At 57.3% G+C, this 26,700-nt stretch carries 25 protein-coding genes; 11 read left to right on the forward strand and 14 right to left on the reverse strand.

Annotated elements, in window-relative coordinates; translation table 11 throughout:
• Positions 1-34 precede the first annotated feature (34 nt).
• On the reverse strand, positions 35-1,183 hold the full coding sequence (rnd, locus tag AEAC466_RS31085) for a ribonuclease D (protein ID WP_023457707.1): 1,149 nt from the start codon (positions 1,181-1,183) through the stop codon (positions 35-37).
• Between the two features lie 63 nt (positions 1,184-1,246).
• Between rnd and purM the strand changes: the two genes are divergently transcribed.
• Both purM and purN read left to right on the forward strand, forming a co-directional pair.
• Positions 1,247-2,278: a phosphoribosylformylglycinamidine cyclo-ligase gene (gene purM / locus AEAC466_RS31090; protein WP_023457708.1), complete on the forward strand. Its 1,032-nt coding sequence runs from the start codon at positions 1,247-1,249 to the stop codon at positions 2,276-2,278.
• Positions 2,278-2,856: a phosphoribosylglycinamide formyltransferase gene (purN, locus tag AEAC466_RS31095; protein WP_023457709.1), complete on the forward strand. Its 579-nt coding sequence runs from the start codon at positions 2,278-2,280 to the stop codon at positions 2,854-2,856. Before purM ends, purN begins: the two co-directional genes overlap by 1 nt.
• Positions 2,857-2,959: 103 nt before the next feature.
• Here the strand turns inward: purN and ndk are convergent, their stop codons facing one another.
• Positions 2,960-3,376 (reverse strand): nucleoside-diphosphate kinase, encoded by a 417-nt coding sequence (gene ndk / locus AEAC466_RS31100; RefSeq protein ID WP_023457710.1) that lies wholly within the window; start codon positions 3,374-3,376, stop codon positions 2,960-2,962.
• A gap of 96 nt (positions 3,377-3,472) precedes the next feature.
• Here ndk and AEAC466_RS31105 point away from each other — a divergent pair, with 96 nt between their 5' ends.
• Positions 3,473-5,374 (forward strand): ABC-F family ATP-binding cassette domain-containing protein, encoded by a 1,902-nt coding sequence (locus AEAC466_RS31105; RefSeq protein ID WP_023457711.1) that lies wholly within the window; start codon positions 3,473-3,475, stop codon positions 5,372-5,374.
• A 61-nt stretch (positions 5,375-5,435) separates the two neighbouring features.
• Here the strand turns inward: AEAC466_RS31105 and AEAC466_RS31110 are convergent, their stop codons facing one another.
• From AEAC466_RS31110 to AEAC466_RS31125, 5 genes are all read right to left on the reverse strand, one after another.
• Complete coding sequence (locus AEAC466_RS31110; protein WP_023457712.1) at positions 5,436-6,125, reverse strand: sensor histidine kinase; 690 nt, start codon at positions 6,123-6,125, stop codon at positions 5,436-5,438.
• Positions 6,126-6,159: 34 nt separating this feature from the next.
• Positions 6,160-6,624, reverse strand: coding sequence for a response regulator (locus AEAC466_RS31115; RefSeq protein WP_023457713.1), 465 nt, complete (start codon positions 6,622-6,624; stop codon positions 6,160-6,162).
• A 148-nt stretch (positions 6,625-6,772) separates the two neighbouring features.
• The gene (locus AEAC466_RS44420) at positions 6,773-7,150 is read right to left on the reverse strand and encodes a proteinase inhibitor i78 (protein ID WP_155913559.1); all 378 of its coding nucleotides are present in this window, start codon (positions 7,148-7,150) and stop codon (positions 6,773-6,775) included.
• Entirely contained in the window at positions 7,147-7,596 is a 450-nt protein-coding gene (locus AEAC466_RS31120; RefSeq protein WP_023457714.1) for a DNA polymerase III subunit chi, read from the reverse strand. Before AEAC466_RS31120 ends, AEAC466_RS44420 begins: the two co-directional genes overlap by 4 nt.
• Positions 7,596-9,074, reverse strand: coding sequence for a leucyl aminopeptidase (locus tag AEAC466_RS31125; RefSeq protein WP_023457715.1), 1,479 nt, complete (start codon positions 9,072-9,074; stop codon positions 7,596-7,598). Before AEAC466_RS31125 ends, AEAC466_RS31120 begins: the two co-directional genes overlap by 1 nt.
• Positions 9,075-9,323: 249 nt before the next feature.
• On the opposite strand from AEAC466_RS31125, the gene AEAC466_RS31130 reads away from it, so the two are divergent.
• From AEAC466_RS31130 to rsmA, 6 genes are all read left to right on the forward strand, one after another.
• Complete coding sequence (locus AEAC466_RS31130; RefSeq protein WP_023457716.1) at positions 9,324-10,460, forward strand: LptF/LptG family permease; 1,137 nt, start codon at positions 9,324-9,326, stop codon at positions 10,458-10,460.
• 11 nt (positions 10,461-10,471) lie between these two features.
• Positions 10,472-11,629 carry an LptF/LptG family permease gene (locus tag AEAC466_RS31135; RefSeq protein WP_023457717.1) on the forward strand — a complete coding sequence of 386 codons (1,158 nt, stop codon included), beginning with the start codon at positions 10,472-10,474 and terminating at the stop codon, positions 11,627-11,629.
• Between the two features lie 119 nt (positions 11,630-11,748).
• Complete coding sequence (locus tag AEAC466_RS31140; RefSeq protein WP_023457718.1) at positions 11,749-14,394, forward strand: LPS-assembly protein LptD; 2,646 nt, start codon at positions 11,749-11,751, stop codon at positions 14,392-14,394.
• 67 nt (positions 14,395-14,461) lie between these two features.
• A complete protein-coding gene (locus tag AEAC466_RS31145; RefSeq protein WP_023457719.1) occupies positions 14,462-15,811 on the forward strand; it encodes a peptidylprolyl isomerase in 1,350 nt (449 codons plus the stop codon).
• Entirely contained in the window at positions 15,804-16,796 is a 993-nt protein-coding gene (pdxA, locus tag AEAC466_RS31150) for a 4-hydroxythreonine-4-phosphate dehydrogenase PdxA (protein ID WP_235074244.1), read from the forward strand. Before AEAC466_RS31145 ends, pdxA begins: the two co-directional genes overlap by 8 nt.
• Positions 16,793-17,617, forward strand: coding sequence for a 16S rRNA (adenine(1518)-N(6)/adenine(1519)-N(6))-dimethyltransferase RsmA (gene rsmA / locus AEAC466_RS31155; protein WP_023457721.1), 825 nt, complete (start codon positions 16,793-16,795; stop codon positions 17,615-17,617). The genes pdxA and rsmA overlap by 4 nt, the downstream gene beginning before the upstream one ends.
• Positions 17,618-17,625: 8 nt before the next feature.
• Here rsmA and gmk read toward each other — a convergent pair whose 3' ends face one another.
• From gmk to fabD, 7 genes are all read right to left on the reverse strand, one after another.
• Positions 17,626-18,282 carry a guanylate kinase gene (gmk, locus tag AEAC466_RS31160; RefSeq protein WP_031238514.1) on the reverse strand — a complete coding sequence of 219 codons (657 nt, stop codon included), beginning with the start codon at positions 18,280-18,282 and terminating at the stop codon, positions 17,626-17,628.
• Positions 18,283-18,285: 3 nt separating this feature from the next.
• A complete protein-coding gene (locus AEAC466_RS31165; RefSeq protein ID WP_031238515.1) occupies positions 18,286-19,176 on the reverse strand; it encodes a YicC/YloC family endoribonuclease in 891 nt (296 codons plus the stop codon).
• 26 nt (positions 19,177-19,202) lie between these two features.
• On the reverse strand, positions 19,203-20,288 hold the full coding sequence (gene mltG / locus AEAC466_RS31170) for an endolytic transglycosylase MltG (RefSeq protein ID WP_023457724.1): 1,086 nt from the start codon (positions 20,286-20,288) through the stop codon (positions 19,203-19,205).
• Complete coding sequence (fabF, locus tag AEAC466_RS31175) at positions 20,285-21,568, reverse strand: beta-ketoacyl-ACP synthase II (RefSeq protein ID WP_023457725.1); 1,284 nt, start codon at positions 21,566-21,568, stop codon at positions 20,285-20,287. Before fabF ends, mltG begins: the two co-directional genes overlap by 4 nt.
• A 98-nt stretch (positions 21,569-21,666) precedes the next feature.
• Positions 21,667-21,906, reverse strand: a complete 240-nt coding sequence (locus AEAC466_RS31180; protein ID WP_023457726.1) for an acyl carrier protein — start codon at positions 21,904-21,906, stop codon at positions 21,667-21,669.
• Between the two features lie 189 nt (positions 21,907-22,095).
• Positions 22,096-22,836 (reverse strand): 3-oxoacyl-[acyl-carrier-protein] reductase, encoded by a 741-nt coding sequence (gene fabG, locus AEAC466_RS31185; RefSeq protein ID WP_023457727.1) that lies wholly within the window; start codon positions 22,834-22,836, stop codon positions 22,096-22,098.
• Positions 22,837-22,907: 71 nt separating this feature from the next.
• Positions 22,908-23,855, reverse strand: coding sequence for an ACP S-malonyltransferase (fabD, locus tag AEAC466_RS31190; RefSeq protein ID WP_023457728.1), 948 nt, complete (start codon positions 23,853-23,855; stop codon positions 22,908-22,910).
• Positions 23,856-24,072: 217 nt separating this feature from the next.
• Between fabD and AEAC466_RS31195 the strand changes: the two genes are divergently transcribed.
• Together AEAC466_RS31195 and AEAC466_RS31200 are read left to right on the forward strand one after the other, a co-directional pair.
• Positions 24,073-26,040, forward strand: a complete 1,968-nt coding sequence (locus AEAC466_RS31195; RefSeq protein WP_162148938.1) for an alpha/beta hydrolase family protein — start codon at positions 24,073-24,075, stop codon at positions 26,038-26,040.
• 82 nt (positions 26,041-26,122) lie between these two features.
• Complete coding sequence (locus AEAC466_RS31200; protein ID WP_023457730.1) at positions 26,123-26,659, forward strand: peroxiredoxin; 537 nt, start codon at positions 26,123-26,125, stop codon at positions 26,657-26,659.
• Positions 26,660-26,700: the final 41 nt, after the last annotated feature.

The raw sequence follows: 26,700 nt of genomic DNA on the forward strand, positions 1-26,700 counted from the left end.
GCTTTCTGAAAAGTGCGATCGTCGGAGAGCGCTCTTAGTCCAGTTCAACAACCTCGACCTTGGTGCCGTTTAACACCAGGGCCAGTTCGCCCCGCTTGAGGCGGAGCGCGTCGTCACCAAATACCGATTTGCGCCAGCCTTCCAGAGCCGGCACCTTCGCCTTGTCATCCAGGGCGATCTTTTCCAAATCGGACACCGTTGCTATGAGTTTGGGCGCTACGCCCTCCTCTTCGCAGCGAATGCGCAGTAGCACCTTCAGAAGTTCGACGACCGATGCAGGCACCTGAACGGGCGGCGCCGACTTTTCGACCTTAGGCGCAAAGGCTTCCGGGTTTTTCAACACGTTCCGGATGATTTCCGCCAGATCAAGACCGAATTTCGACGCCCCGAACCCTTTAGAGGTTGATCTTAGGTGATCGAAAGCTCCGGGATCGGTCGGCATCTGAGTGGCAATCTCATCTATGCCCTCATCTTTGAGTATCCGCCCGCGAGGCATGTCGCGTTCCTGCGCCATCCGTTCGCGCCAAGCCGCAACCTGGGCGAAGACCGCCATGTACTTGACGGCGTTTTTGCGCGGCTTGAGACGTCGCCAGGCCTCTTCCGGGCTGGTGGAATAAAGCGACTCCGCGGTCAGGGCCTTCATTTCTTCCGACACCCAATCCAGGCGGCCTTCACGCGCCAATCGGTCGCGCAGTTTGGGATAAACCTTAGCCAGATGGGTGACATCGCCGAGGGCATAGCTTAACTGCTGGTCACTCAGGGGACGGCGCGCCCAATCAGTGAAGCGAGACCCTTTATCGATATCAATCTTCAATTTCTGGCGCACAAGCGAATCATAAGCGACCTGATCACCGAAACCGGCGGCCATGGCGGCAACCTGGGTGTCGAAGATTGGCCTTGGCATGACACCAAGATTGACAAAGATTTCCATGTCCTGTCGGCAGGCATGAAACACCTTGAGAACCTTTTCGTCCGCCAGTACGTCGAGAAAAGGCTTTAAATCCAGATCCTTGGCCAACGGATCGATGATCGCGGCCTGATCCTCGCTGGCGGCCTGGATAAGGCACAACTTGGGCCAGTAGGTGGTCTCGCGCATAAATTCGGTGTCGACCGTAATAAATGGCGCGGATTTTATCGCATCACAAAAGGCGATCAGGTCTTTGGTATTTGTAATTGGTGTCATTTTGTAGTTATAGCAAACCGAAACGGGCCGGAAATAGCCCTAAGTGATTACAGGAATTATTTTATGTCCGAACCTGGCGCAAAAACTGGCCTAACATACGCACAGTCCGGAGTCGATATCGACGCCGGCGAAGCCTTGGTCGATGCGATCAAGCCGTTGGCTAAGGCGACGCGGCGTCCGGGGGCGGAAGCCAGTCTCGGCGGATTTGGCGCCCTCTTTGACCTGCGCGCCGCCGGTTACGACGATCCGCTTATCGTGACGACGACCGACGGTGTCGGCACCAAGCTCAAAATCGCTATCGAAACCCATAGGCACGATACGGTTGGAATCGATCTGGTCGCTATGTGTGTTAACGATCTTCTGGCGCAGGGTGCGGAACCTCTGATGTTCCTCGACTATTATGCGACCTCTAAGCTGGATGTCGATACCGCCAAGCGCGTTGTCGCTGGTATTGCCGAAGGGTGCAAGCGGGCGGGCTGTGCGCTGGTGGGCGGTGAAACGGCCGAAATGCCAGGCATGTACGGTAGCGATGATTACGACCTGGCCGGTTTCAGCGTCGGCGCCGTTGACCGCAATAAGGTCTTGCCGCGCCTGGACGACCAACGCGAAGGGGACGTCATCATCGGCCTGGCCTCTTCCGGCCCCCACTCAAACGGGTACTCGCTGATCCGCAAAGTGATCGAGGTGGCTGGCCTGTCCTGGTCGTCAGACGCGCCGTTTGCCAAGGGCCTGTCCCTGGCGCAGGCGCTGCTTGAACCGACACGGATCTATATCAAGTCCGTCCTCCCCCTGATGAAGGCGGGCCTGATCAAGGGGGGCGCCCATATCACCGGTGGCGGTCTCATTGAAAATCCCGATCGGGCGGTGCGCGACGGTCTGACGGCCCAGTTCGATTTTGACGGTTGGGAATTCCCCCCCGTGTTTCAGTGGCTGATGGATACCGGCAATATCGCCAAGCAGGAGATGCTGCGTACCTTCAATTGTGGCGTCGGATTTGTGCTCTATGTGGCGCCCAAGGATGCCGATGCCGTCCTGGCGGCTTTGCTCAATGCCGGCGAAGACGCCTTTATCTGCGGTCAGTTGGCGGCGAAATAATGCGCAAGACCAAAGCTGCCATATTCATTTCGGGCCGTGGTTCGAACATGATGGCATTGGTAGAGGCCGCCAAATCGCCTGATTTTCCGGCGGAGTTCGTGCTGGTCGTTTCCAACGATCCGAACGCGGCGGGCCTGGAATGGGCGGCCGCCCACGGCATAAAGACCTTTGCCCTGGATCACAAAGTGTTCGGCAAGGACCGTGAGGCGCATGAGCGTCTGATCGATGCCGAACTGCGTGGCGCCGGCGTCGAATTCATTTGTCTGGCCGGGTATATGCGCGTGCTGACGCCATGGCTGGTGACGCAATGGCAAGGCAAGATGATAAACATCCACCCTGCCCTCCTGCCGGATTTCAAGGGGCTGCACACCCATGAACGCGCCCTCGATGCCGGCGTCAAGGAACACGGGGCCACTGTTCACTGGGTGTCACCCGGCGTTGACGAAGGCGACATCATCGCTCAAGCCCGCGTACCTGTTTTGATCGGAGATACAGCCGATATGCTAGCGGCTCGAGTGTTAGCTGAGGAACACCGCTTGTATGCTGAGGCGGTTCGGACGATTCTGACAAAAGTCTAGACGTCTGCCCTTTCAGCCGAGATATCGTCGTCGCAAAAGCCGATCCATAAAAAAACGCCGGGGTGAAAACCCCGGCGTTTCGATATCTAAGCCGTAGCGGCAATTAGCCGACGATCTGATCTTCCGTGAAGAACTGGGCGATTTCAATCGCGGCGTTCTCATCGGAGTCCGAACCGTGGACCGAGTTTTCACCGATAGACAGCGCGAACAGCTTACGGATGGTCCCTTCCGCGGCTTGTTCCGGGTTGGTGGCGCCCATGACTTCACGATACTTCGGCACGGCATTGTCGGCTTCCAGAACCTGCACGACGACCGGCTCGGCAGTCATTTGGCCAACCAGTTCACCAAAGAACGGACGTTCCTTGTGGACGCCGTAGAAGGTTTCGGCTTGCGCCTGGGTCAGCTTTACGCGGCGCTGGGCGACGATGCGCAGGCCAGCCGCTTCGATAACGGCGTTGATCGCGCCGGTCAGGTTGCGGCGGGTCGCGTCCGGCTTGATGATCGAGAAAGTACGGGACATAGGAAATCCATTTTATGTTGGTATTTGGGTTGGGCTGGCTTATAGCGACACCCAAGGCGTAAGCCAACCCGTAAATTTCTAAAGTTTTTAAGTCATATGCTGCAGATTACCAACCTGGTCTACGACGCCTACGGGCGTCGCTTTTTCGACGGTGCCACCCTAAGCCTGACGCCCGGCACCAAGGCGGGACTGGTCGGTCTGAACGGTGTCGGCAAGTCGACCCTCTTCAAGTTGATCTTGGGTCAGGCGCAGCCGGGCGGCGGTGAAATTACGACGCCGAAAGCCTGGCGCATCGCATCGGTCGATCAGGAAATTGCCGCCTCGCCCAAGCATCTGATTGACGAAGTTCTGGACCTGGATATCCGCCGTCGTGATCTGCTGCTGGCCCTTGAAACCGCCGATCCCATGCATCAGGCGGAAATCCATCACGACCTCTATGCCATCGGGGCCGATCGCGCGCCGGCCAAGGCGGCGGAAATCCTGAGCGGGCTTGGCTTTTCCAATGCTGACCTGACGCGGCCGATATCGGATTTCTCCGGCGGCTGGCGCATGCGTGCCGCTTTGGCTGGGGCTCTGCTGGCCGAGCCGGATCTTTTGCTGCTCGACGAACCGACCAACTATCTCGATCTTGAAGGCGCGTTGTGGTTGGAAGCCCGTTTGAAGCGTTACCCTAACGCGGCCCTGATGATCTCCCACGATCGCGACCTGCTCAATGAATCGGTCGATGCCATTGTTCACGTCGTCGGTCAGCGCCTGGACTACTATTCCGGCGGCTATGATAATTTCGAGCGCATGCGAGCTGAAAAGGCCCGTCTGAACGCGGCGAACCAGGTGAAGCAGGAAGCTGAACGCGCCCACCTCCAGGCCTTCGTAGACCGCTTCCGCGCCAAGGCGTCCAAGGCGGCACAGGCGCAGTCGCGTATGAAGAAGCTGGAAAAACTGCCGCCTATCGCCGCGACTATAGAAGACCGCGTCGCGCCGTTTATCCTGCCCTCACCGGAAAAGCAGCTGTCTCCGCCAATTCTGCGCCTCGAAGACGCCAGCACAGGCTATGGCGATACCATTATCCTGCGCCACATGAATGTCCGTCTGGATCCCGATGATCGGATTGGCGTTTTGGGCGTCAATGGCGCGGGTAAGTCTACCTTCGCGAAGCTGCTGGCCGGCGCCCTCAAGGAAACGCACGGCACGCAATGGCGTGACCGCCGTATGACCGTAGCCTGGTTCCACCAGCACCAAATCGAAGCCATGGACCCGGAAGACACGCCGCTGGAAATGATACGTCGAGCGCGTCCGGATGAGACGGAGGCCAAGCGTCGGTCACGTCTTGGGTCCTTTGGCATGACCGCTATCAAGGTTGAAACCAAGGTGAAAGACCTGTCCGGCGGAGAGCGCGCCCGCCTGCTGCTGAATATGGTGGCGATGGAAGCACCACACCTATTGATCCTCGACGAACCGACGAACCACTTGGATATCGATAGCCGCCGCGCACTTCTCGATGCGCTCAATGACTATGAAGGCGCGGTTATGATCATCACGCATGATCGCTCACTCATCGAACTGGTGGCGGACAAGTTGTGGCTGGTCAATGACGGGACCGTTAAGACCTACACCGGCAGCATGGACGACTATGCCAAGCTGGTTATTGAGCGCGCTAAAACGGCAACGCGCGAAGAAGCCGTCGCCGCCGGTAAGGACAAGCCCGCCAACGTAAACTCCAAAGACGCTCGTAAAGCTGCCGCTGCTGCGCGCAACGCCATAGCGCCGCTGAAGAAAAGGGCTGATGACTTGGAACGCCAGATCGAGGCGACCTCCAATCAGATAAAATTGCTGGACCTGAAATTGGGTGATCCCGACCTTTACACAAAGGACCAGGCCAAGGCGATCAGTCTGGGCAAGGATAAGGCCAAGCTCGAAGAAAAAATGGTCGCGCTTGAAGCCGAGTGGATGGAGGCGGCGGAAACCTACGAGAATGCCCGCACCGAGGCCGGAGTGTAAATTTAAGGCGCCGGTCGCATCGGACCGGCGCCTTAATTACGTCCATATCGGCGCTCCGCATCTAGCGCGGAAGGCTGAAGCTCACCTTAAGTCCGCCCATTTCGGAGGGTTCCAGCCAGATATTGCCGCCATGCGCCAGAATGATCTTGCGTGTCAGGGTCAGCCCCATGCCCACACCGGGATAAACTTCATCTGTGTGCAGCTTGCGTAACGGGCGGAATACATCGTCGTAGAACATCGGATCGATCCCGATGCCGTTGTCAGATATGCTGAACTCCCAAAAATCATTGCCTTTGTCGCAGCGGATTCGAATATCCGGTGCCTGATCCGGCTTGCGAAATTTGATGGCATTGTCCAGCAAGGAAAAGAAGACCGTATGCATCTGTTGCGTGTCGGCCATGACTTCGGGCATGCGTGGATAATTGAAATGTCCCTTGGTGGCGTCCAGTTGTGCCTGCAACTGCATATAGCAGCGCGCGACCACGATCTCGAGCTCCACCAGCGTCCGGCTGCGCGGTACCGTGTTAAGGCGTGAAAACGCAAGCAGTCCGCCAATCATGTCGCCCAACTTCTGGCCACTCTCGATGATGAGTTCGAGATGAAGCTGATCCTCGGGCGTTTCCGGACGCGGCAGGCTTTCTTTCAGCAGCTGAGAAAAAGCCACCATCGACCGAACTGGACCAGCCAGATCATGCGACACAATGTAGGCAAAATCCTTGAATTCTTCTGCCGGGTCAGCTTGGGCGGACATAGTGATGTGTTTTGGCTCCATAATGCGTCCTCCCTTAGGCGTCCATTTCCTGCGCCGGAACACAAGCCAGCATGAAAAAGAACTTTTCGATCAGACTGATGGCCTCTCGAAACTTGTTCAGGTCCACCGGCTTAATGACATATGCGTTGGCATAAAGCTGGTAGCTTTTTAAGATATTGTGTCCCGCTCCGGAATTTGACATCACAATCACAGGAATGTGCTGAAAACGTCCATTCGTCTTGATACGAGTGAGAACTTCGACGCCGCTCATCTTTGGCAGCCCGAGATCAAGCATGATCAGGTCCGGTAAACGCTTTCCGGCATATTCCCCGTCCTGATTCAATATGGCCATAGCCATTTCGCCGGTCGACGCCACCGTGAGGTTGCTCGCCACCTTGGCTTCCTTGAAAGCGTGAGACGCCAAAAATGCATCGCCGCGATTATCATCTACTAGCAGAATTTCGGCCGGCCGGCCTTCGGCGATCAGCGTTTTTTCCATATTTCCCGGGCCTCGATCACGTCACTGGAGACATAGCGATGGTGTGACGGCCCGCCCCGGCTGCCGTCGATTCGCAAGCAACAAAACTCAGGGTAGCACCATCACCCTGGGCCATCCACAGCATAGTGCAGCAAAAATTATTAAGAAATTAGCCGCATTTGACCGATTGAATGATACCGGTCTCAGAGCTGAACACAATCGTTTGACGATCGGCGCGATACTCCTGCGTAACGATGCACGTCGAGCAGACTACACGGCGCGAACCGGGGTTCAACGGTACGGGAATCTCCGTGCGTGGCTTGCCAACCAGGTATTGTAAGGCTGTCGCGCCGCATTGATCGTCCGCCATCGGCTTGTAGGACGACGATGGCACCGGCGTTGACGGTGGGCGATGAACCGGTGTCTGCGTCTGGGGTCTGGGGGGGCGAACCTCGGTTTGCGGCTGGGGTTCCGGCGTGGATGAGCAGGACGCCAGCCCGACACAGGCGAACGTCACGATCGCGCCTGCTGTAAGTATTTGCTTCATTGTATTTTCTCCCATCGTCCTTGGGCGTTCTGTTTCCAATAGGCCAGTTCCAGACTTTCGCCTTTCAGCCGCTTCCATTGCGAACGCGCCCATGCCAAATGATCGGTGTCTGCACCTTCAAAGACCACCATGCACCGCTCCGTAGTGCTGATGTCCGGCATGTCGATCGGCGAGACTGACACATAAACCTCTGGTTTATTCACCATCACACCTGACGTTCCCATAAGGATAGGCTGACGCGGCGCCAACTCGTCACCCTCCTTACCGTGGGCCAGAAAGGCTGCTGGATTGTAAGTCCATAACTCGGCATTCAAGGTGTCAATCTTGTCATCCTCATGACCATGAATGTAGGCGCGCCACCCTTTTTGCACCACCTTCTCCAACAAATCCGGAAGGACCTGCGGTAAGGGCGTCTTTTCGAGGTGATAAAACCAGATGTCCGGCATCAGCTTTCGTAATATTTAGCGACCAGTTCATTCAGCGTACGCACGCCGAAGCCAGTAGCGCCTTCCGGTACCGTCGGCAGCCGTTGTTCGTTCGTCCAGGCGGTCGGCGCGATATCCATGTGTGCCCAGGGCACATTGTTGACGAAGCGCTGGAGGAATAGCGCCGCAGTAATCGAGCCTGCCGGACGTCCGCCGATGTTGCGAATATCGGCGATCTTGGAATCGATTTGCTTTTCGTATTGTGGTGGCAGCGGCATCCGCCAGGTGTTTTCGGACGCGGCCTTGGAAGCCTCACCAATTTTCTCAGCCAGTTCGTCGTTGTTGCTGAAAACACCGGCATAATCCATGCCCAGAGCAATGATCATGGCGCCCGTCAGCGTGGCCAGATCGATCATGAATTGCGGCTTGAAGCGGTCCTGGCAATACCAGAGTGCGTCGGCCAGAACGAGTCGGCCTTCCGCATCGGTATTGATGACTTCGATCGTGGTGCCCGACATCGCCTTGACGACGTCGCCTGGACGCTGGGCATTGCCATCGGGCATGTTTTCTACCAGTCCGACAATGCCGACCGCATTGACTTTGGCGGCACGGGAGGCAAGCGCAATCATGGTGCCGACGACCGCCGCCGAACCACCCATGTCCCACTTCATATCTTCCATGCCTTCCGCAGGCTTGATCGAAATGCCCCCGGTATCGAAGGTCACGCCCTTGCCAACGAAAGCGACCGGCTGGGCGTCGCCCGCGCCCTTCCATTGCATGACGACCATCTTCGATTCCCGCGAAGAGCCCTGACCTACGCCGAGCAGGGAATGCATGCCCAGCTTTTCCATCTCGGCGATGCCGAGAACCTCGACTTGCAAGCCAATAGTTTCGAGGCCCACCAGCCGGTCGGCATAGGATTGCGGATAAAGTACATTGGCCGGCTCCGACACGAGGTCGCGGGCGAACAGAATACCGTCGCGAAGGGCAGCCAAAGGTTTGAAAGCCTTGTCAGCCGCGGCGATATCGTCGCATACAACGGTGATCGCTTTCAGACTTGGCGCCTTATCCAGCTTGGCCTGACCAAAATATTTATCGAAGCGGTAGGCGGCGAGATGCAACGCCAGAAGGGCATGCGCCACCAGTTCCGGCCCATACCCCGTCAGATCCAGACTTAGCCCCTCAAAGCCCGATGCCTTGACTGCATGGTAGAGGCTGGCAGCGACTGTTTCCATCGCGGCGGTGTCCAACTTGGCGATGTCGCCGGCACCGACAACGGCCAGAGCGGCAAAATTAACAGCGGCGGGCCGGCTGACCATTTGCACCTTACCGCGCGTCCCCTTGAAAGCCATCAAGGTCAGGACCGATTTGATCTCATCCGCTACCGCTGAGTCAAACTTCGCGAAGCCGGGACTTGGCGCTTCGTTTTCACCCAAAATAACTCCCAGACAGGTTTTGGCGGCAGCGGTGCTAGCAAGCTGAATAGTGGGCTGAGGCATGGAATTCTCCGAGTCGATACGACCGCCGCAGGCGGCATTTTCCAGACCTATGCCCCTTTTTAAGGCGCGACAGAAGGGCTTTCTGCAACTTTTTTGTGACCCGACAACGCATTGCCGGACCAAACTGTACGGATCTGTTCACATTTTTCGCGCCGAGCCGCGTTCCTGCCGCAACAAGCGCTTGTAATTAACCGCGTAAGCGGTCAAAAGAAATTCGAAATACGGCTGCCTGATGGATCAGACTTACGCATGCGCACACTTGATCGCTACATATTTCGCCAGCTGATCCTACCGATCGGCGGTGCCGTGGCGGCCTTGACGGCGATTGCCCTGCTGAGCCAATCCCTGACGCAATTCGACCTTGTCGTCGAACGTGGCCAGAGTGCGTGGGTCTTCATCAAGATTACTCTGCTCTCCATGCCGCAATTGGCGGGGCTGATTTTCCCCATCGCCCTTTTCGTTGGCACACTTGTCGCTTTAACACGGATGCAGGGCGAACACGAATTTACCGCCGCCTACGCCAGCGGCATGTCGTTGATGCGGGTTGCCTATCCAATTTTGCGCATCGGAATATATCTGACGCTTATCAGCCTAATGGTGAACCTGTTCATTCAGCCCCTTACAAACCGGGCCATGCGTCAGGAACTGTTCGATGTAAAGAACGATCTCTTGTCGAGCCTCGTCAAAGAAGGGGATTTTGCTACCTCCCCGACAGGTCTGACCATCTATGTTCAGCGGATCGATCAAAATGGACTGCTGCGCCAACTATTTATCCGAACAGATGAGGCCGACGGTCGCGATCGCACCTTTGCCGCGCGTGAGGGCCGTATCGTCAAGGTAGATGGCAGTTCGGTTCTCGTCATGCGCAACGGTTCTAATCAACAATTGACGGAAAAGGGCGTGATCGAGCATCAAACCTGGGATCAGGCCAGTTTCGACATCACCTCCTATTTCGCCAGCGACGACTACCTGCAATTCAAGGAAGGGGATCGCTACATGCACGAGCTACTGTTCCCCATCAATTACGCTTATGAAAAATCCATACGCGGCAAGTATGTGGCCGAAGCCAATGCGCGCCTGGCCAACCCGCTATATAATATCGCCTTTGTACTCCTCGCCATAGTCAGCGTGCTCGGGGGGCGCTTCAGCCGCAATGGTTACGCGCAACGTATCGGCGTGGCGGCAATCATTGCCCTGACGATCCGCATTTTCGGTGTAGTGGTAGAGACTGCCTCCGCCTCTGCATGGGTATTGAACCTTTTGCAATATATCGTACCTATGATCCCGATCTTCGTGTGCCTCCATCTTATCCGCAAACATGACGGTACGACGGGCCGTGTCCATCAGGCGACCCGGCGCGACCGCACCGTCTTGCAGCCATTGTAAGCGAGGCAGACATGAACTGGATCAGCAATCTCCCTCTCGTTGGCTACCTAACCTACCTGAACCCTTGGCGCAAAAGCCGTCTGGAAACCTACATCCTGCAAACCTGCGTGTCCGCCTTTCTGTCGGCGGTCATGGTCGTTTCGAGCCTGATTTTTCTCATTGAGTATGTCGGCATTTCGAAATCTCTGGGCGCCAAGGATGAGGTATCGGGCCTGTCCATAATCGGCTTGATGCTGGAAAAGTCTCCGGGCTCGATCCTGATCCTGCTGCCGTTTGCATTTTTGTTCGGTTCTCTTTTCGCCTTCGTCAATCTGAACCGACGCAGCGAGCTGATTGCCATGCGCGCGGCCGGCGTTTCGGCGTGGCGTTTCGTACTGCCGGCCAGCATTCTTGCCTTCGCATTCGGACTGTTGACGATTGGCATTCTCAATCCGGTGGCATCGATTCTCAGTGACACTTACGACAAGTCGATCAACCAGTTGAACGCTGCCGATACGGTCCCGGACAAGCATAGCGGCGCGATCTATCTGCGCCAAGGAGATGGGCAGCAGCAGGTGGTCATCCGCGCGGAACGCCAGGAAGGACCGCCAGGACATCTCTTAGGCGTGACCTTTTGGATATATGACATCGATGCTAAACAAACGCCGATTTTCCGCAAGCGGATCGATGCGCAGGAAGCGACATTGGGTCAGGGCGGATGGACATTGAAGAATGCGCGTGAGGCCACTGTGTCCGGCCCCGCCGTGCCACCATACGATCTACTTGGCATCCCGTCCAATTTGGATCCGCAAAAGGCTTTCCGTAAGTATGCGTCGACCCAGGCCGTGCCATTCTGGCGTCTGCCGGGCCTGATTTACCAGAACAAGATTTCTGGTTTTTCGACTGCTATGTACGAGTTGAAGCTACATCAACTCTTGTCCACGCCATTGATGTTCGCAGCGATGACCGCTTTGGGAGCTGTGTTTTCCCTGCGCCTCATGCGGCTTGGCGGGCTCACCGGGCTGATCATTTCGGGCATCAGCCTTGGTTTCGTCATCTTCTTCGTCAATCAACTGTTCTCGTCCATGGGTAAAGCTGGCGTCATTCCGATCTTTCTGGCGGGCTGGTCTCCGCCAATCCTAGCAATGCTGGCGGCGATGACTTTGATCGTTTACACAGAGGACGGCTAAAAAAGGTAGGCTCGCCCTACTGGTGATTCTTTTCGCCGTTTTCTATGCTATATGGAGTGCGCGGGCGGTTCCGCGGCATTCCGAACTGTTGTTTTGCTACGGGACTTAAGCTGTAACGCATGAAGAAGCGCTATTCTCTCAAGCTGGGGGCGGGACTGGTGTCCCTGATGGCCATGGGCGTCGGAAGCGGCGGCCAGGCGGTGGCGCAAACGGAGTCTGCACCGGCGACGCCGTCCGGTACCGGAATGACCGGGACGCAGATGGCGTTTGAACTGGCAATGGCTCAGGCAGCATCGTCGAGCGTAGCGCAAAACAGCGTGAGCCTGCCCAGCCCTAATACGTCCGTTCCTAACGACTCCTCTGTGCGGTCTGAAACGGTGCCTGGCACAGACGGCCTGGTGCGTGATCAATCCTATGTCGAGGCCGATACCGTCACAACCAGTGATGACGGTCTGGTCACAGCCCAGGGCAATGCAGAACTGCGTCAGAATGGCCGCACCATTCGTGCCGATCAAATTACATCCAATTCTGACACGGGCGTCACCACGGCGACCGGTCACACGCAGACGATCGGTGATGATGGCAGCATTCAGTATGCCGATAAAATTCGCTATGACGACAATCAACAGGCGGGTTACAGCGAAAACTTCGCTTCTGTCGGCAAAAACAATGCAAAAGTATTTGCGCGCAGGCTTGAGCAGATCAGTCCGGATATCAATCGCCTGACAAGCGTGATCTATACGCCTTGCGCCCTCTGCGTGAAACACGGTGAAACCCAGTCGCCGACCTGGTCGATTGAGGCGGGCCAGATCACCCAGCGTAAAGACAAGAAGATGGTCTTCTACAATAACGCGACGGTGAAAATAAAAGGCGTCCCGGTTCTATATTCGCCCTATCTATGGACTCCCGATCCGGAACTGGATCGCGCCTCAGGATTCCTGCCCCCCAAAATAGGCTTAAGCAAAAAACGCGGCTTTTCGTATGAACAACCTTATCTATGGTCGATATCGCCCTATTCGTACCTGCTCGTCAGTCCGCAGTTAAATACGGAGGTCAATCCCCTCCTCAATATGGAATACCAGCGGCAATTTTATTCTGGCCTGCTGGATGTTCGCCTGGGCGTAACGGACGATAAATTTTTCGACAATGCCGGTGAGAAGTACGGTCATTCCGACACGCGCGGCTATATACTTGCCGATGGCGCGTTTAAGATTAATCCTGACTGGCGTTGGAGCTTTACCGCGCAGCACGTCCGGGATCGTTTTCCGTCTGGTCTGTACAACAACGGCACCCTGTCCCTACCCCGCGGCGGCACCTACGCAAACTTCTTTGAACGCTACAACATCGATGGCGCTTTCGATGAAAGAGGCGGGTTGACGGTCGACACCCGGCAACTGGTCAATCAGTTCAACCTGACACGGCAAGTGTCGAATGCCTACTTTGCCATCACCATGGCCAGCTTCCAAAGCCTGCAAACCGCGGGCTGGCTAGACTACGACCCGACCAATACGACAGGTACTCAGCGCCTTACCCAGCCCTACGCGACAAATTCAGACTTCTATCCAACGATTGCACCCCAAATAGAAGCCTATTGGTCGCCGCGGTCTCGTTTCTTAGGCGGGCAACTGACAGCCTCGTTGAGTGGCATCGGCATCTTCCACAAAGAGCTTTCTACGAATATCAGTGGTCTGACCGCGCGCGACATTGGGGCGCCCGCCTTGTCCGACGGCGTCACGGGCTATGACACGACCCGTGCCAGTGCCGGACTGGCCTGGTATGGTGATATGACGACCCGAGGCGGTGTTAAGTGGGGACCGTTCGTCGATTTGCGTGGCGACTACTACAAGGTAACCGATCTCGACACGTCGGGCACGTCCGGGGAGATTTCCCGTGGCCTTGGCACCGCCGGGGTTAACCTCAGCTACCCGCTGTTTCGTAAGTTCGATACCTTCACCGTTGTGATTGAACCCATCGCGCAATTGGCAGTGTCCCCCAGAAGCCAAGCCAATCCGTATCTCCCAACCGAAGACAGCCAGTCCTTGGAATTTGATGAAACGACTCTGTTTACGGTCAACAAATCACCCGGCTTCGACATTTACGAATCCGGTAGCCGCCTGAATTTGGGGCTTCGCACAGAACTGAAGTTCAAGTCTGGTTGGGAAACCGATGGCTTGATCGGGCGCGTGTTGCGTGATCAAGATGAGACACAGTTTCTCAAAACGGTCGCCATCAATGGTGCAACCTATACTTACGATCCCTCCGGGCTGGGACGGAAGAATTCGGACTGGATTGCCAATGCCAGCTTCAAATCCCCCTATGGCATTTACGGCTACACCCGGTTACGTCTCGATGGCGAGTCCTCACGTCTGAGTCAGGGCGAAGTCGGGTTAAGTGCCGCGAGGGCCAATACCACAGGCACCCTGCGCTATATTTTCAATGATGCCTTGGTAACGCCAATCGTCATAAACGGTAAACTGGAACGGTTTGGCGACAATTACCGCAATATGCAACTCTATGCGCGCCACTTCTTCACGCAAAACTGGGGGGTGTCGGCGCGTCTGGACCGTGATCTGGTCGCCAATACCTGGCGCCGCTCAACCGTCAGTCTGATCTATCGCGACGACTGTTCCTGGTTCGAACTGGTCTATCAGCGGAATGACTCCCAATTGACCCGCCTGAACGGCAAACCGTCATCGTCGATATTCTTCCGCCTTAACTTAACCACATTGGGAACATCACCTTCCAATTTCAAAGATGTCCGCTAAAATCGGCCTCAAATCTCCAGTTTCCAGAATCATGTCCACCATTCACACCCTCTCAACCGGCTCCCATATGTCAAAGCTTCTTCGCACTGCCGGCCTGTCTTTAGCCCTCGCGCTAACCGCTGTGGCGGGCGCCACGTTCGCTCAGGGGCTTAGCCAGACGCCTGACACGGGCCAAGCCGCCTTGGCCTCCTCTCCGGGTCTGGCGCCTGGTGCACAGGCGCCAGAATTGCCGCCATTGGGTGAAGGCATTCTCGTATCCGTCAATAATGATATGATTACCTCGTACGACCTGAAACAGCGAATGCTGCTATTGATCGTTACCTCAGGTGTTCAGGTCACCCAGGATAACTATGCTGCGTTTCAGCAACAGGCGCTGAATAGTCTTATCGACGAGCGCCTGCAGCAGCAGGAAATGACGCATTGGAAGGTCAAGGTCAGCGACAAGGAAGTCGATTCAGAAATCGCTCGTATGGCGGCTCAAAGTAATCTGAAACCGGAGCAATTGCTCGCCGAACTAAAGCGCGTCGGTGTTGAACCTGCTACCTTGCGTACGCAGATCGCTGCTGAAAGTGGTTGGAGCCAACTGGTCGGCGGCCGTTACCATTCCAATGCCGCGGTCGGTTCTGCTCAGGTCGACTCCCTGATGGACAAGGTCATTGCCGATGGTCAGAAGCCGCAATATCTCGTCTCCGAAATCTTCATCGATAACGTATCCGCGGGCTCCGCAGCCAACGCGGCCCAAGGCGCGCGGCAATTGCACGATCAGATCGCGGCGAATGTGGCTCCGTTCCAGGCGGTCGCGCGTCAATTCTCCAGTGCGCCATCTGCCGCCAACGGCGGTGATGCGGGCTGGCTGGTCTCCGGCAATATAGATCCAGCGATTGAAAACGTCCTTAAGGTCATGCAGCCCGGACAGATGAGCGGCGTGATCGTGACAAAAGACGGCGCCTATCTCTACCTTCTGCGCCAAAAGACCGACGGCAATTCAGACATGGTCTTCCGCATCAAACAGGCTGCCGTATCCCTGCCGCCTAATGCCAGCGCCAGCGACGTCGCCAGTGCGCAGACGGCATTGACCAATTTTGCGTCGCGCGTGCGCTCTTGCGATGCTTTTGACGAGCAAAGCGAGAAGGCGTCATCCAACATTCAGCTAGTCGACCTCGGCGACGCGCAACTGAGCAATCTGCTGCCCAACTATGCCGCCGCGCTACGTCCGCTTAAGGACAATCAGGTTACCGCACCGCTGCGCAACAACCAAAACGTCAATGTTCTTTATGTGTGCGGCCGCCAGTTGGCCGGTGACAACGCCCTCACCCGCGACCAGGTTGAAACCAATCTGGTCAATCAACGCCTGTCGATGCTTGGCCGCCGCTATCTGCGCGAATTGAGAAGCACGGCGACGATTGAAAATCACTAATCCGCCTCTGGTAATGAGCCTGGGTGACCCTGCGGGGATCGGCCCAGAGCTTGCTGCGAAAGCATGGACCAGCTTGAGAAGTCAGGCTGGTTTAGCTTTTTGCGTGCTTGGAGACGCGGCATTGCTCGAAGCCCGCGGCATGCCCGTCGCGCGGGTGAGCGATGTGTCGGAGACGGGGTCATACTTCGCTTCGGCCCTACCAGTCCTCCACACACCGCTTACGGCCCCGGTCGTCGCCGGAAAGCCTGATAGCCGCAATGCCCAGCAGGTTATCGACTGGATCCGCCAAGCTGTAGACCTCTGCCGTTCGGGGCAGGCGCGTGGGCTCGTGACATGCCCTATCGCCAAATCCGTTCTGTATTCCGCAGGTTTCCGCTTTCCAGGTCATACCGAATTTCTGGCAGAGTTATGCCGCGACGGCGATGCGGTCCCAACGCCCGTTATGATGTTGACGGCTAAAGATTTGCGGGTTGTACTGGCGACCATCCATATCCCGCTCAAGGCCGTGCCGGATGCGCTGACTGTGGACGGCCTCGTGGAACTCGGTCGCATTACACACGCCGCCCTTCGGCAAGATTTTGGGCTCGCAGCGCCGCGGCTGGTCATGTGCGGTTTGAACCCGCACGCCGGCGAAGACGGAACAATCGGGCAGGAGGAAATCGATATTTTACACCCGGCGATCGATATCTTGCGAAATGAAAGTATTGAAATTGCCGGTCCATTCCCTGCCGACAGCCTTTTCCATGACGAGGCGCGGCGGGGCTACGACGCCGCCGTGTGCATGTACCATGACCAAGGTCTCATCCCGCTGAAAACCATCGATTTCTGGGGAGGCGTCAACATCACGCTGGGGCTGCCAATCGTGAGAACCTCTCCAGACCACGGAACGGGTTTCGACATAGCTGGCAAGGGGGTGGCGCTCGCCGACAGCCTGCTGGCCGCCATCAGGGCCGCCGACATGATTAGCCGGAATCGCGCCCTATGACCGAACTGCCCAGCTTGCGCGAAAGCCTGGAGGCCCATGGCCTTATGGCCAAGAAGTCCTTCGGACAGCACTTCCTGCTTGATCTCAATATTACACGCAAGATCGTCCGCCTGGGCGGTCCGTTCACGGGCGACGTCGTGATCGAAGTCGGCCCCGGGCCGGGCGGCCTAACGCGCGCCCTGCTTGAGACAGAGGCGCAAAAAATTATCGCGGTCGAAATGGATCCGCGCTTTATAGACCTGCTCGGCGAACTGAACGGAGTCTATGGCGACCGCTTTGAGGTCATCACCGGCGACGCCATGAAGGTGGATGAATCTCAATCGCTTGCGGATCGCAACCTGCCCGCACAGGCACATATCGTCTCGAACCTGCCTTACAATGTCGGCACACCTCTGCTCATCAAGTGGTTGACCGGCCCGTGGCAACCGCTCAGCATGACCCTGATGTTCCAGCTCGAAGTCGCCTTGCGGGTCGTGGCACGGGTTGGCGACAAGGATTACGGACGCCTCGGCGTTATATCGCAGGTATTGTGTGACTGTGAAAAAATCATGGACCTGCCGGCCCGCGCCTTTACGCCGCCGCCTAAGGTCGACAGCGCCGTTGTCCGGCTGACGCCCAAAAGCGAGCGCCCCGATGCGATCATCATCAAAAACCTCGAGAAGGTCACGGCTGCCGCCTTCGGTCAGCGCCGCAAGATGCTGCGCGCCTCTCTAAAGCCATTAGGCGGCGAAGCCTTGCTTGAGCGGGCAGGTATTGCCCCGACGGAGCGCGCCGAGCAGGTAAGCCCGGCTGATTTCCTGCGCCTCGCCGAACTACTGTAGGGCTCCGCCTAGATGGGTTCACTCATCAGTTCATCGACAAAGGGCGCGATCCAAAGCCCGCGTGACCGGCGGGCCACCTCGGCGTGATAGATATGGATGAGTTCCGCATAGGACCGGTCGAAGTCATCATTGAGAATGACGTAGTCATATTCGGCCCAGTGCGCGATTTCGCCCTTGGCGCGGTTAAGGCGCCGCTCGATAACCGACATTTCATCCTGCGCACGCGCTACCAGGCGACGCTTCAATTCGACCATCGATGGCGGCAGGATAAAAATACGTACGACATCCGAAGGCGCCTTAGCCGAGATGCGTTGGGCGCCTTGCCAGTCGATGTCGAACAAAACGTTCTGGCCCTGTGACAACGCGCGCTCGACCGGTTCACGCAGCGACCCGTAACGATGGTCGTGGACGGCAGCATGTTCCAGGAAGGCATCGTCCCGAACCAATTCGTCCATATGGGCGTCATCGATGAAATGATATTCGCGACCATCCTTTTCACCCGGACGCGGCCTGCGCGTCGTGACCGACACCGACAGGTCCAGATCGGGATGATCCGCCATCAGGCGGCGACACAACGACGTCTTGCCCGCGCCGGACGGTGAGGACACGATGAGCATGAGACCGCGCTTTATGCGTTGCGTGCCGGGGTTATGAGTATTCGGCATCGCCTACTCCACATTTTGCGTTTGTTCGCGGAACTGATCGATGACGGCTTTAAGCTCAAGGCCGGTTTGGGTCAATTCGATAAAGGCCGATTTCGAACATAAGGTGTTGGCTTCACGCATAAATTCCTGAGCCAGGAAGTCGAGTTTGCGTCCAGGCGCCACCTCACCATCGATGAGTTGGTGTGCCTGGTCCAAATGAGAGGTCAGCCGGTCCAGTTCCTCGCGCACGTCGGCCTTGGTAGCCAGCAGGGCAGCCTCCTGCAGCACACGCTCGTGAAAATCCCCGGATTCCGGCAGCAGTTCGTTCAGACGGCGGGTAAAGCGTTCCCGAATGGCGTCCACCTGACCATCGGCCAGCGCCTTGGCACGCTCTACGCAGGCTGCCATCGTGATCAGATGTCCTTTCAGCACGCCCTCCAACGCCCGGCCTTCACTGTCGCGTGCCTCTTTCAGGCGATCGAAGGCGGCCGCAAGGTCACCGCTGAGCGCGCTCGCGCCTACCTCGTTCAACTCGCCCCGCTCGTCGCCCGAGGCATCAATCACGCCGCGTAGCGCCAGCAGGCCATCGACGGACGGCGTAACCGCATCACCCGCGTCAATCAGTTTACGGCCGGCCACCAAGTACATGTCGAGCACATCCATATTGAGACTCACCCCTGCTTTGGAGCCGTTACCGGCAACAGATACCGTCAGGTTCATCTGCCCACGCTGAAATAGGCCTTTCGCAAGGTCGCGAGCCACCTTTTCAACCATTTCAAAACCGGCTGGAAAGCGCGACTTAATGTCAAGTCCCCGACCGTTGACACTGCGGATTTCCACTGTCCACGCGGCCTCGCCTTCGCCGCCTTCGCCGCCTTCGACGCGGGCGAAGCCGGTCATGCTCGATAAGCTCATGGAGAACTCCAACTCGCTGAATGAAATTACTTATGCCCGTTTCGGTGAGCGGCGGGAGGCGCTATCGACGTGGCGGATTGTGCCGAGGCCGAAGACGTATAGACATTGACCTGCGCCTCCATGGCCCGCCATTTCGCGACATTTGCCAGGTGCGCTTCATAGGTGGCGGAAAAGACGTGTCCGCCCGAACCATCCGCCACGAAATACAGGTCTTGAGTTTTGGCAGGGTTTAGGGTGGCTTCAAGCGAAGCCTTGCCCGGATTGGCGATGGGCGTCGTAGGCAAGCCATCGATCAAATATGTGTTCCACGGTGTCGGTGTGTCCAACTCCGAGCGTGTCAAACCACGGCCCAGGGGTTCACCGTGCGAGATGCCATAAATAACTGTGGGGTCCGATCCCAGCCGCATACCACTGCGCAGGCGATTTATAAAAACAGCTGCGACGCGCGGTCGTTCCGCAGGAATTCTCGTTTCGCGCTCGACGACGGAAGCCATGATCAGCGCATCTTCCTTTGTCGCGAACGGAAGACCCGGCTGTCGTTTGGCCCAAAGCATGTCCAGAGTCTGCCTGCCGGCTTCGAGCATGCGCTCCAACACTGCCTGGCGGGCCTCACCGGGTTCATAGAGATAGGTCTCCGGCAGAATTGACCCTTCCGGAGGAACATCGACGTCGCCTGTCAGATTGGGCGTCGCCATCAGGATACGGACAGCCTGTGCCGAGGTCCGGCCTTCGGGGATGGTGACATAGGTCTGAACGACCCGGCCTTCTTCGATCTGTTTCAGCGCCCCAATCAGCGATATACCGGCGGGAAAATCGTAAGTTCCGGCTTTCATATCACTTTGTCGCCCACGGAACTTGGCTGCTATGCGAAATAGCGAGGCGGAATGGATGACCTTGCGGCGTTGTAGCTCGCGGCCCATCGCGGTTACGCTCATACCATGCACAAAGCTCACCTGCGTCGTCTTCGTCGGTCCTGGCCCGAACAATTGCGCATACAGAAACAAGAAGCTGGCAAAAATAAGAAGCGCTATGCCGGCCGCCAAACCCGCCAAAGGGGCAAGGATAGATTTGCCCTTCGACGTGTCAGATTTGGAGCCGTCCATCTGTGTCATTCAACAGCGCCGAGGATCAGAGCGGCGTTGGTACCGCCGAACCCGAAGCTGTTAGACAGGACTGTCTTGATTTTCATGGGCTTGGCCGTGTGCGGCACAAGGTCCAGGGTCGTTTCGACGTCCGGATTGTCGAGGTTGATCGTCGGCGGTGCAATCTGGTCTCTGATAGCCAGCGCGCAGAAAATGGCCTCAACCGCGCCCGCGCCACCCAGGAGGTGACCGATGGCGGACTTGGTCGAAGACACCGTGCCGGTCTTGGCGCGTTCACCCAGGAACTTCTCGATAGCCTTCAACTCAATGCCGTCAGCCATGGTCGAGGTGCCATGTGAGTTGACGTAATCTATCGTGGTTGGATCGATATTCCCGCTCTTGGCTGCCGCCACCATGGCGCGGTAGCCGCCGTCGCCGTCTTCGGAGGGGGCGGTGATATGGTAAGCGTCGCCTGACATGCCGTAACCCAGCACTTCAGCATAAATCTTGGCGCCGCGCGCCTTGGCGTGTTCGTACTCTTCCAGAACGACGATACCCGCGCCTTCACCCATGACGAAGCCGTCGCGGTCCTTGTCGTAGGGGCGCGATGCCTTTTCCGGCGTGTCGTTGAAAGCCGTGCACAGGGCGCGGCAGGCAATGAACCCGGCAATGCCGATCGGCACAATGGCCGATTCCGCGCCGCCTGCCACCATGACGTCAGCGTCGCCGTACTTGATCATGCGGGCGGCATCGCCAATCGCGTGGGCCCCCGTGGCGCAAGCCGTAACCACGGAATGGTTTGGCCCTTTCAGTCCGTGGCGAATGGACACCTGACCTGAGGCCAGGTTGATGAGGGAAGATGGTATGAAGAAGGGCGAAATCCGCTTCGGCCCCTTGTCGCGCAGTTCCAGCGCGGTTTCGGCAATAATGCCCAGGCCGCCGATACCGGAACCGATCAGCGTGCCTGTTCGCTCCTGGTCTTCCGGCGTTTCCGGATGCCAATCGGCGTCTTTCAGGGCTTCGTCGGCCGCCGCGATGGCGTACAGAATGAAGTCGTCTACCTTGCGACGTTCCTTGTTCGACAAAACAGCCGATGGATCGAAAGACCCTTCGATATCCGGACCGCCGCCGCCGCGTCCATCGACGGACGGGACTTCGCACGCAACCGTACAGGCGTAATCCGTGGTGTCGAAAGCGGTGATCTTACCAGCGCCCGACTTGCCTTCCAGCAGCCGCTTCCAGGATATGTCCACTCCATTGCCTAGTGGCGAAACCAGACCCAAACCAGTGATAACGACGCGACGAACCATAGGCAATCAACCCTCTTAGAGACCCCAAAAACAACTAAGCGCGGCCAAGCCCCTGCAAAATCGGGAGCCTGAAACCGCGCTTGAGAAAGCTTTGCAGCTTAGGACTTCAGCTTACCATCGATGTAGTTGACGGCATCGCCAACGGTCAGGATGTGCTCGGCCGAGTCGTCCGGGATTTCGATATCGAATTCTTCTTCGAAAGCCATGACCAGCTCGACGATGTCGAGGCTGTCGGCTTCCAGGTCGTCGATAAAGCTCGCCTTTTCCGTGACCTTGTCCGGATCGGCGTCCAGGTGGTCGATAACGATCTTGCGAACACGTTCAAGAACTTCAGACATTTATTGTCCCTTCAGAAAGTAGATACTTAGGACCCGAGACCGCAGGGTCCCAAGGGGAGGATAGAATCCAGTTTTGTCTTGTAGGCATATAAAACCGCCGATTCAAGACATTTAAAGCGCTATCCGTTAGCTGGACCCGGAAAACGCCACGCAGATGCAGGTAAAGACGACGTAATGTCCATACCTGTTTTAGATCATCGCCATCCCGCCGTTGACGTGCAGGGTCTGACCCGTAACGTAACCGCCTTCGGCGCTGGCAAGGTAAACCGCTGCGGCGGCGATATCGCTGCCCTTGCCCAGGTCGCCCACGGGGATCTTGGCCAGAATGGCGGCGCGTTGCGCCTCATTCAGGTCATCGGTCATCGGCGAGGCGATGAAGCCCGGCGCGATGCAGTTGACGGTAATATTGCGGCTGGCGACTTCCTGCGCCAGCGCCTTGGAAAAACCGATCATCCCGGCCTTGGAGGCGGCATAGTTGGTCTGGCCCGGATTGCCGGTAACCCCGACAATCGACGTAATGCCGATGATGCGGCCGAACCGCCGCTTCATCATGCCCTTGGTGGCGGCACGCGCAAGACGGAAATAGGCTTCCAGATTGACCTTTATGACCGTGTCCCAGTCTTCGTCCTTCATGCGCAGGATGAGCCCATCGCGGGTAATCCCGGCGTTGGCGATCAGGATATCGATCCCGGCACCGGCCGCCTCTTCCGCCTTCGCCACCAGGCCATCTACCTGGGCGGCGTCCGACAGGTTGGCGGCAGCGACCACCGCATTCGACCCCAATTCAGCGGCCAATTCGGCAAGGACGTTTTCACGCGTGCCGGATAGCACCACCTTGGCGCCCTGACCATGCAGAGCGCGGGCGATTTCGGCCCCGAGGCCACCTGTGGCGCCGGTAACAAGGGCGGTTTTTCCGGTCAGATCGAACATGGCGATTCCTGAATAGGGAGAAAGAACTGGCGGCGCGGTGTATGTCAAAGCGCCTGATGTATCAAGTGAAATCAGCGCTTGAGGGATTGGGCGAAGGCTTCGAAATCAGCCGCGCTATTCAGCGCGATTGAGGTGGCCTCCGGCGCTATCCGCTTGGACATACCTGTCAGAACCTTGCCAGCTCCCAGTTCGGCAAAGGTGGTCACACCGCCCTCGCCCGCCAGCCATTGGACGGTTTCACGCCAGCGCACCCGGCCGGTGACCTGCTGCACCAGGAGCGCGGCAATCTCTTCCTTGCCGCGTATAGGCTGCGCTGTGACATTGGCGACCAAGGTCGACACCGGCATATGAATGGCGACCTCGGCCAGGGCGGCTTTCATCTCTTCGGCGGCGGGGGCCATAAGGGGAGAATGGAACGGCGCGGACACGTTCAGCAACATGCCCTTGGCGCCCAGTTCCTTGGCCTTTTCAACCGCCAGTTCAACTGCATCCTTCATGCCCGAAATAACGATCTGTCCCGCATTGTTATCATTGGCGATCACAACGACACCTGCTGCCGCACCGGCTTCGCAAGCTTTTTCTGCCAATTCCAGGTCCGCCTTGCCGATCAGGGCGGCCATGGCGCCAACACCGACCGGCGTCGCGCGCTGCATGGCCTGGCCGCGCAGCTTCAAAAGCCGCGCCGTGTCGCTCAGCGAAAAAGTGCCCGCTGCCGCATGGGCGGAATATTCACCCAGGCTGTGACCGGCAACATATTTTGCAGCCGAACACGCGATGCCGAATTCCTTTTCCAGCACGCGCGACACGGCGATCGATACCGCCATGATCGCCGGCTGGGCATTTTCGGTCAAAGTCAGTTGATCCTCAGGGCCGTCCTTCATCAGCGCAAACAGCTTTTGCCCCAGTGCGTCATCCACCTCATTGAAGACATCCCGGGCTACGGCGTAGGTTTCGTACAGGTCCGCGCCCATGCCGACGCTCTGTGAGCCCTGACCGGGAAAAACAAATGCCAATGTCATGACGGGTCGCCTTTCAGAAATTAACCGGCGACTCCGTTAGGGCAATGCGCCCGTTTGGGCAAGCCGCCGCACAGAGATTTGTTCGACCGCCGTCCGGCAAAAACCCTCACCCCAAGTTGAGAAATACTCGCATGACGAAAAATCGGTGTTGCCGGACTTGAAATGTCGCAGTACCGTCATGAAAGAAAAAAAAGATGCTCTGAGGGGGGTATATATCATGACGGATAAATTTCTGTCGCGCCGCAATCTGTTCGGCGCCGTCGCGGCCGTGGCGACACCCGTCGTTCTTAACGGCATACCGGCACTGGCCTGGGCTCAGCCTTCCGCACCAACCCCGCCACCGCTCGCCGTGTATGGTAAATTGCCCACTATCAGCAAGGTCGCCCTGTCGCCGGACGGTACGCGTGTCTGTCTGGCCATGAATAAGGATGGCGGTATCGTCATGTATGATTATGACTTGACCACGGGCAAGACGGCTGCGGCCGCCATCGACGGCGACAAAATTCGCGACCTCATGTGGGCCGACAATAAGAGCATATTCGTCACGACCTCTAAGACATCAAAATTCGGTGCAGACCAGATCGAAGAATGGCTGGGCTTCATCATTGATGTCCACGCCGGCAGGCGCTACCAGCTTTACAGCGAGCAAAAAGATTTCCGCGCCGTGATTTTCGGCGACATCCGACGCATCAAGGTTAATGGCGGCTATCGCATAACCGCCTCTAACTTCAGCGCCAGCGGCTATGGTATTACGACCGAGATCAATACAGCGCTCTATGGCTTCACGACCGAGGGGCACCGCGGCTTTCTCATCGACGAGGACGGCCGCCGCATCAATAACTGGGTTATCCGCTACGATGGGACCTTGGTGGCCCGTTCGGAGTACGACGATGACAAACACGTTTGGTCGCTGCGTTACAGGACTGAAAAGGGCTGGCGCAACATATATGAGGTTAAGGCCGAGCTGGACATGCCCTATCTGTCGGGCCTGGGTCGCGACGGCCAATCGGTACTGCTGTACATGAATGATGGCGACCTGAAGGACAAGTATGTCGAGGTAACGCCCGATGGGGTGTTCAAAACAATCGACATCGACGGGGCAACGCATTGGCCCATTTTCCATCCGACGACGTTCAACCTGGTCGGTTTCGGGAATACGGGCGGCATTGCCGAGTCCGTCTTCTATGACCCTGTCTTCGCTCAGTTGCCGAAGTTGGTGAAGGGCGCGGTCGGCGATATTCACGCTGACCTGGCTGGATTCGCTGAAGACCCGCTTCATGTGCTTGTCTTTGTTCAAGGAGAGGGCAATTCCGGCACCTACTACGCCATCGATTTCCGTAAGGGGGGATACAAGGAAATCGGCCAATCCTACCCGGACTTGCCGATGGAGTGGGTCGCCGATAAGGCGCCATATGCGTATAAAGCTGCCGATGGATTGGAAATTCCTGGATTTCTGACCTTGCCCGTGGATCGGGAGGCGAAAAACCTGGCGCTGGTGGTCTTGCCGCATGGCGGGCCTCAATCATACGATGACTCTAGCTTCGACTTTTTGTCCCAGGCGCTCAGTTCGCGTGGTTACGCCGTTCTGCAACCCAACTATCGCGGGTCTGCCGGCTATGGTTCGGCCTTTACCGCCAGCGGATACGGCCAGTTCGGCCGCAAGATGCAGACGGACCTGTCGGATGGCGTGCGCGCCCTTGTAAAGGCGGGCAAGGTCGATCCGAAACGCGTCGCCATCTTCGGTGGGTCTTATGGCGGCTATGCCGCCCTAGCCGGGGCTTCCATCGATCCGGGGGTATATAATTGCGCGGTGTCGCTGGCCGGCATTTCAGACATCAAGGCCTTCATGGCGCACGAACTGGAATGGCAAGGTTACAAAGGCGACAGTCACACCATGCGATATTGGCGCCGTTTCCTGGGCGATGAAAGCCGATGGGACGAAATATCCCCCGTCAAGCACATCGATGCCATCAAGGTCCCTATTCTGCTCATCCACGGCAAGGACGACACTGTTGTGCCATTCGAACAAAGCACGATAATGTATAAAGCGATGCAGAAGGCGGGAAAATCTGTGGAATTGGTCGAATTGAAACAGGAAGACCACTGGATGTCACGCGAGCCGACGCGAATCCAGACTGTGGAGACGGCCGTCGCATTTCTTCTGAAGCATAATCCCCCGGCTTAATTGGCACGTATATGTAACGCGCTCGCGCTTGCCGACGTACTGGAAAAAGCATACGCTTTTCCATCAGACAGGAGATACGCCCATGACGCCCAAGATGAAAACACTTGCCCTCGGCTTCGCCGCCGTCGGGCTCGCCCTTGCTTCACCCGCCTTCGCCGCTCTGAAGGTCGGCGACAAGGCGCCCGACTTCTCGCTGCCGGCCGCGACCAACGGCAAGGTGGATACGTTTTCGACCAAGGTTGCTCTGAAGAACGGGCCCGTTCTGGTCTATTTTTATCCGAAAGCCTTCACCGGCGGTTGCTCGCTGGAAGCGCACCAGTTTTCCGAGGCTATTCCTGAATTCCAGGCGCACCATGTTACCGTGATTGGTGTATCGACGGACGACATCGCAACTCTGCAGCGCTTCTCGAAGGAAACCTGTCAGGGCAAGTTCCCGGTTGGAGCTGACACAAAGGCCAGCGTAACCAAGGCCTATGACGCCCAGATGGGGGCCATGAACATGTCCAACCGCATTTCGTATCTGATCGGCACAGACGGCAAGATCGCCTTCGTTCACGATAGCGGTGACGCCTCCACCCATGTCAGCGCCCTGCTGGCCGCCGTCAAGGATATGCATTAATCGCAAGCGCAAGCGGGACTTGCGTTTTGCGCAAGTCTCGT

The organism is Asticcacaulis sp. AC466 (assembly GCF_000495815.1).
Lineage (GTDB): Bacteria > Pseudomonadota > Alphaproteobacteria > Caulobacterales > Caulobacteraceae > Asticcacaulis.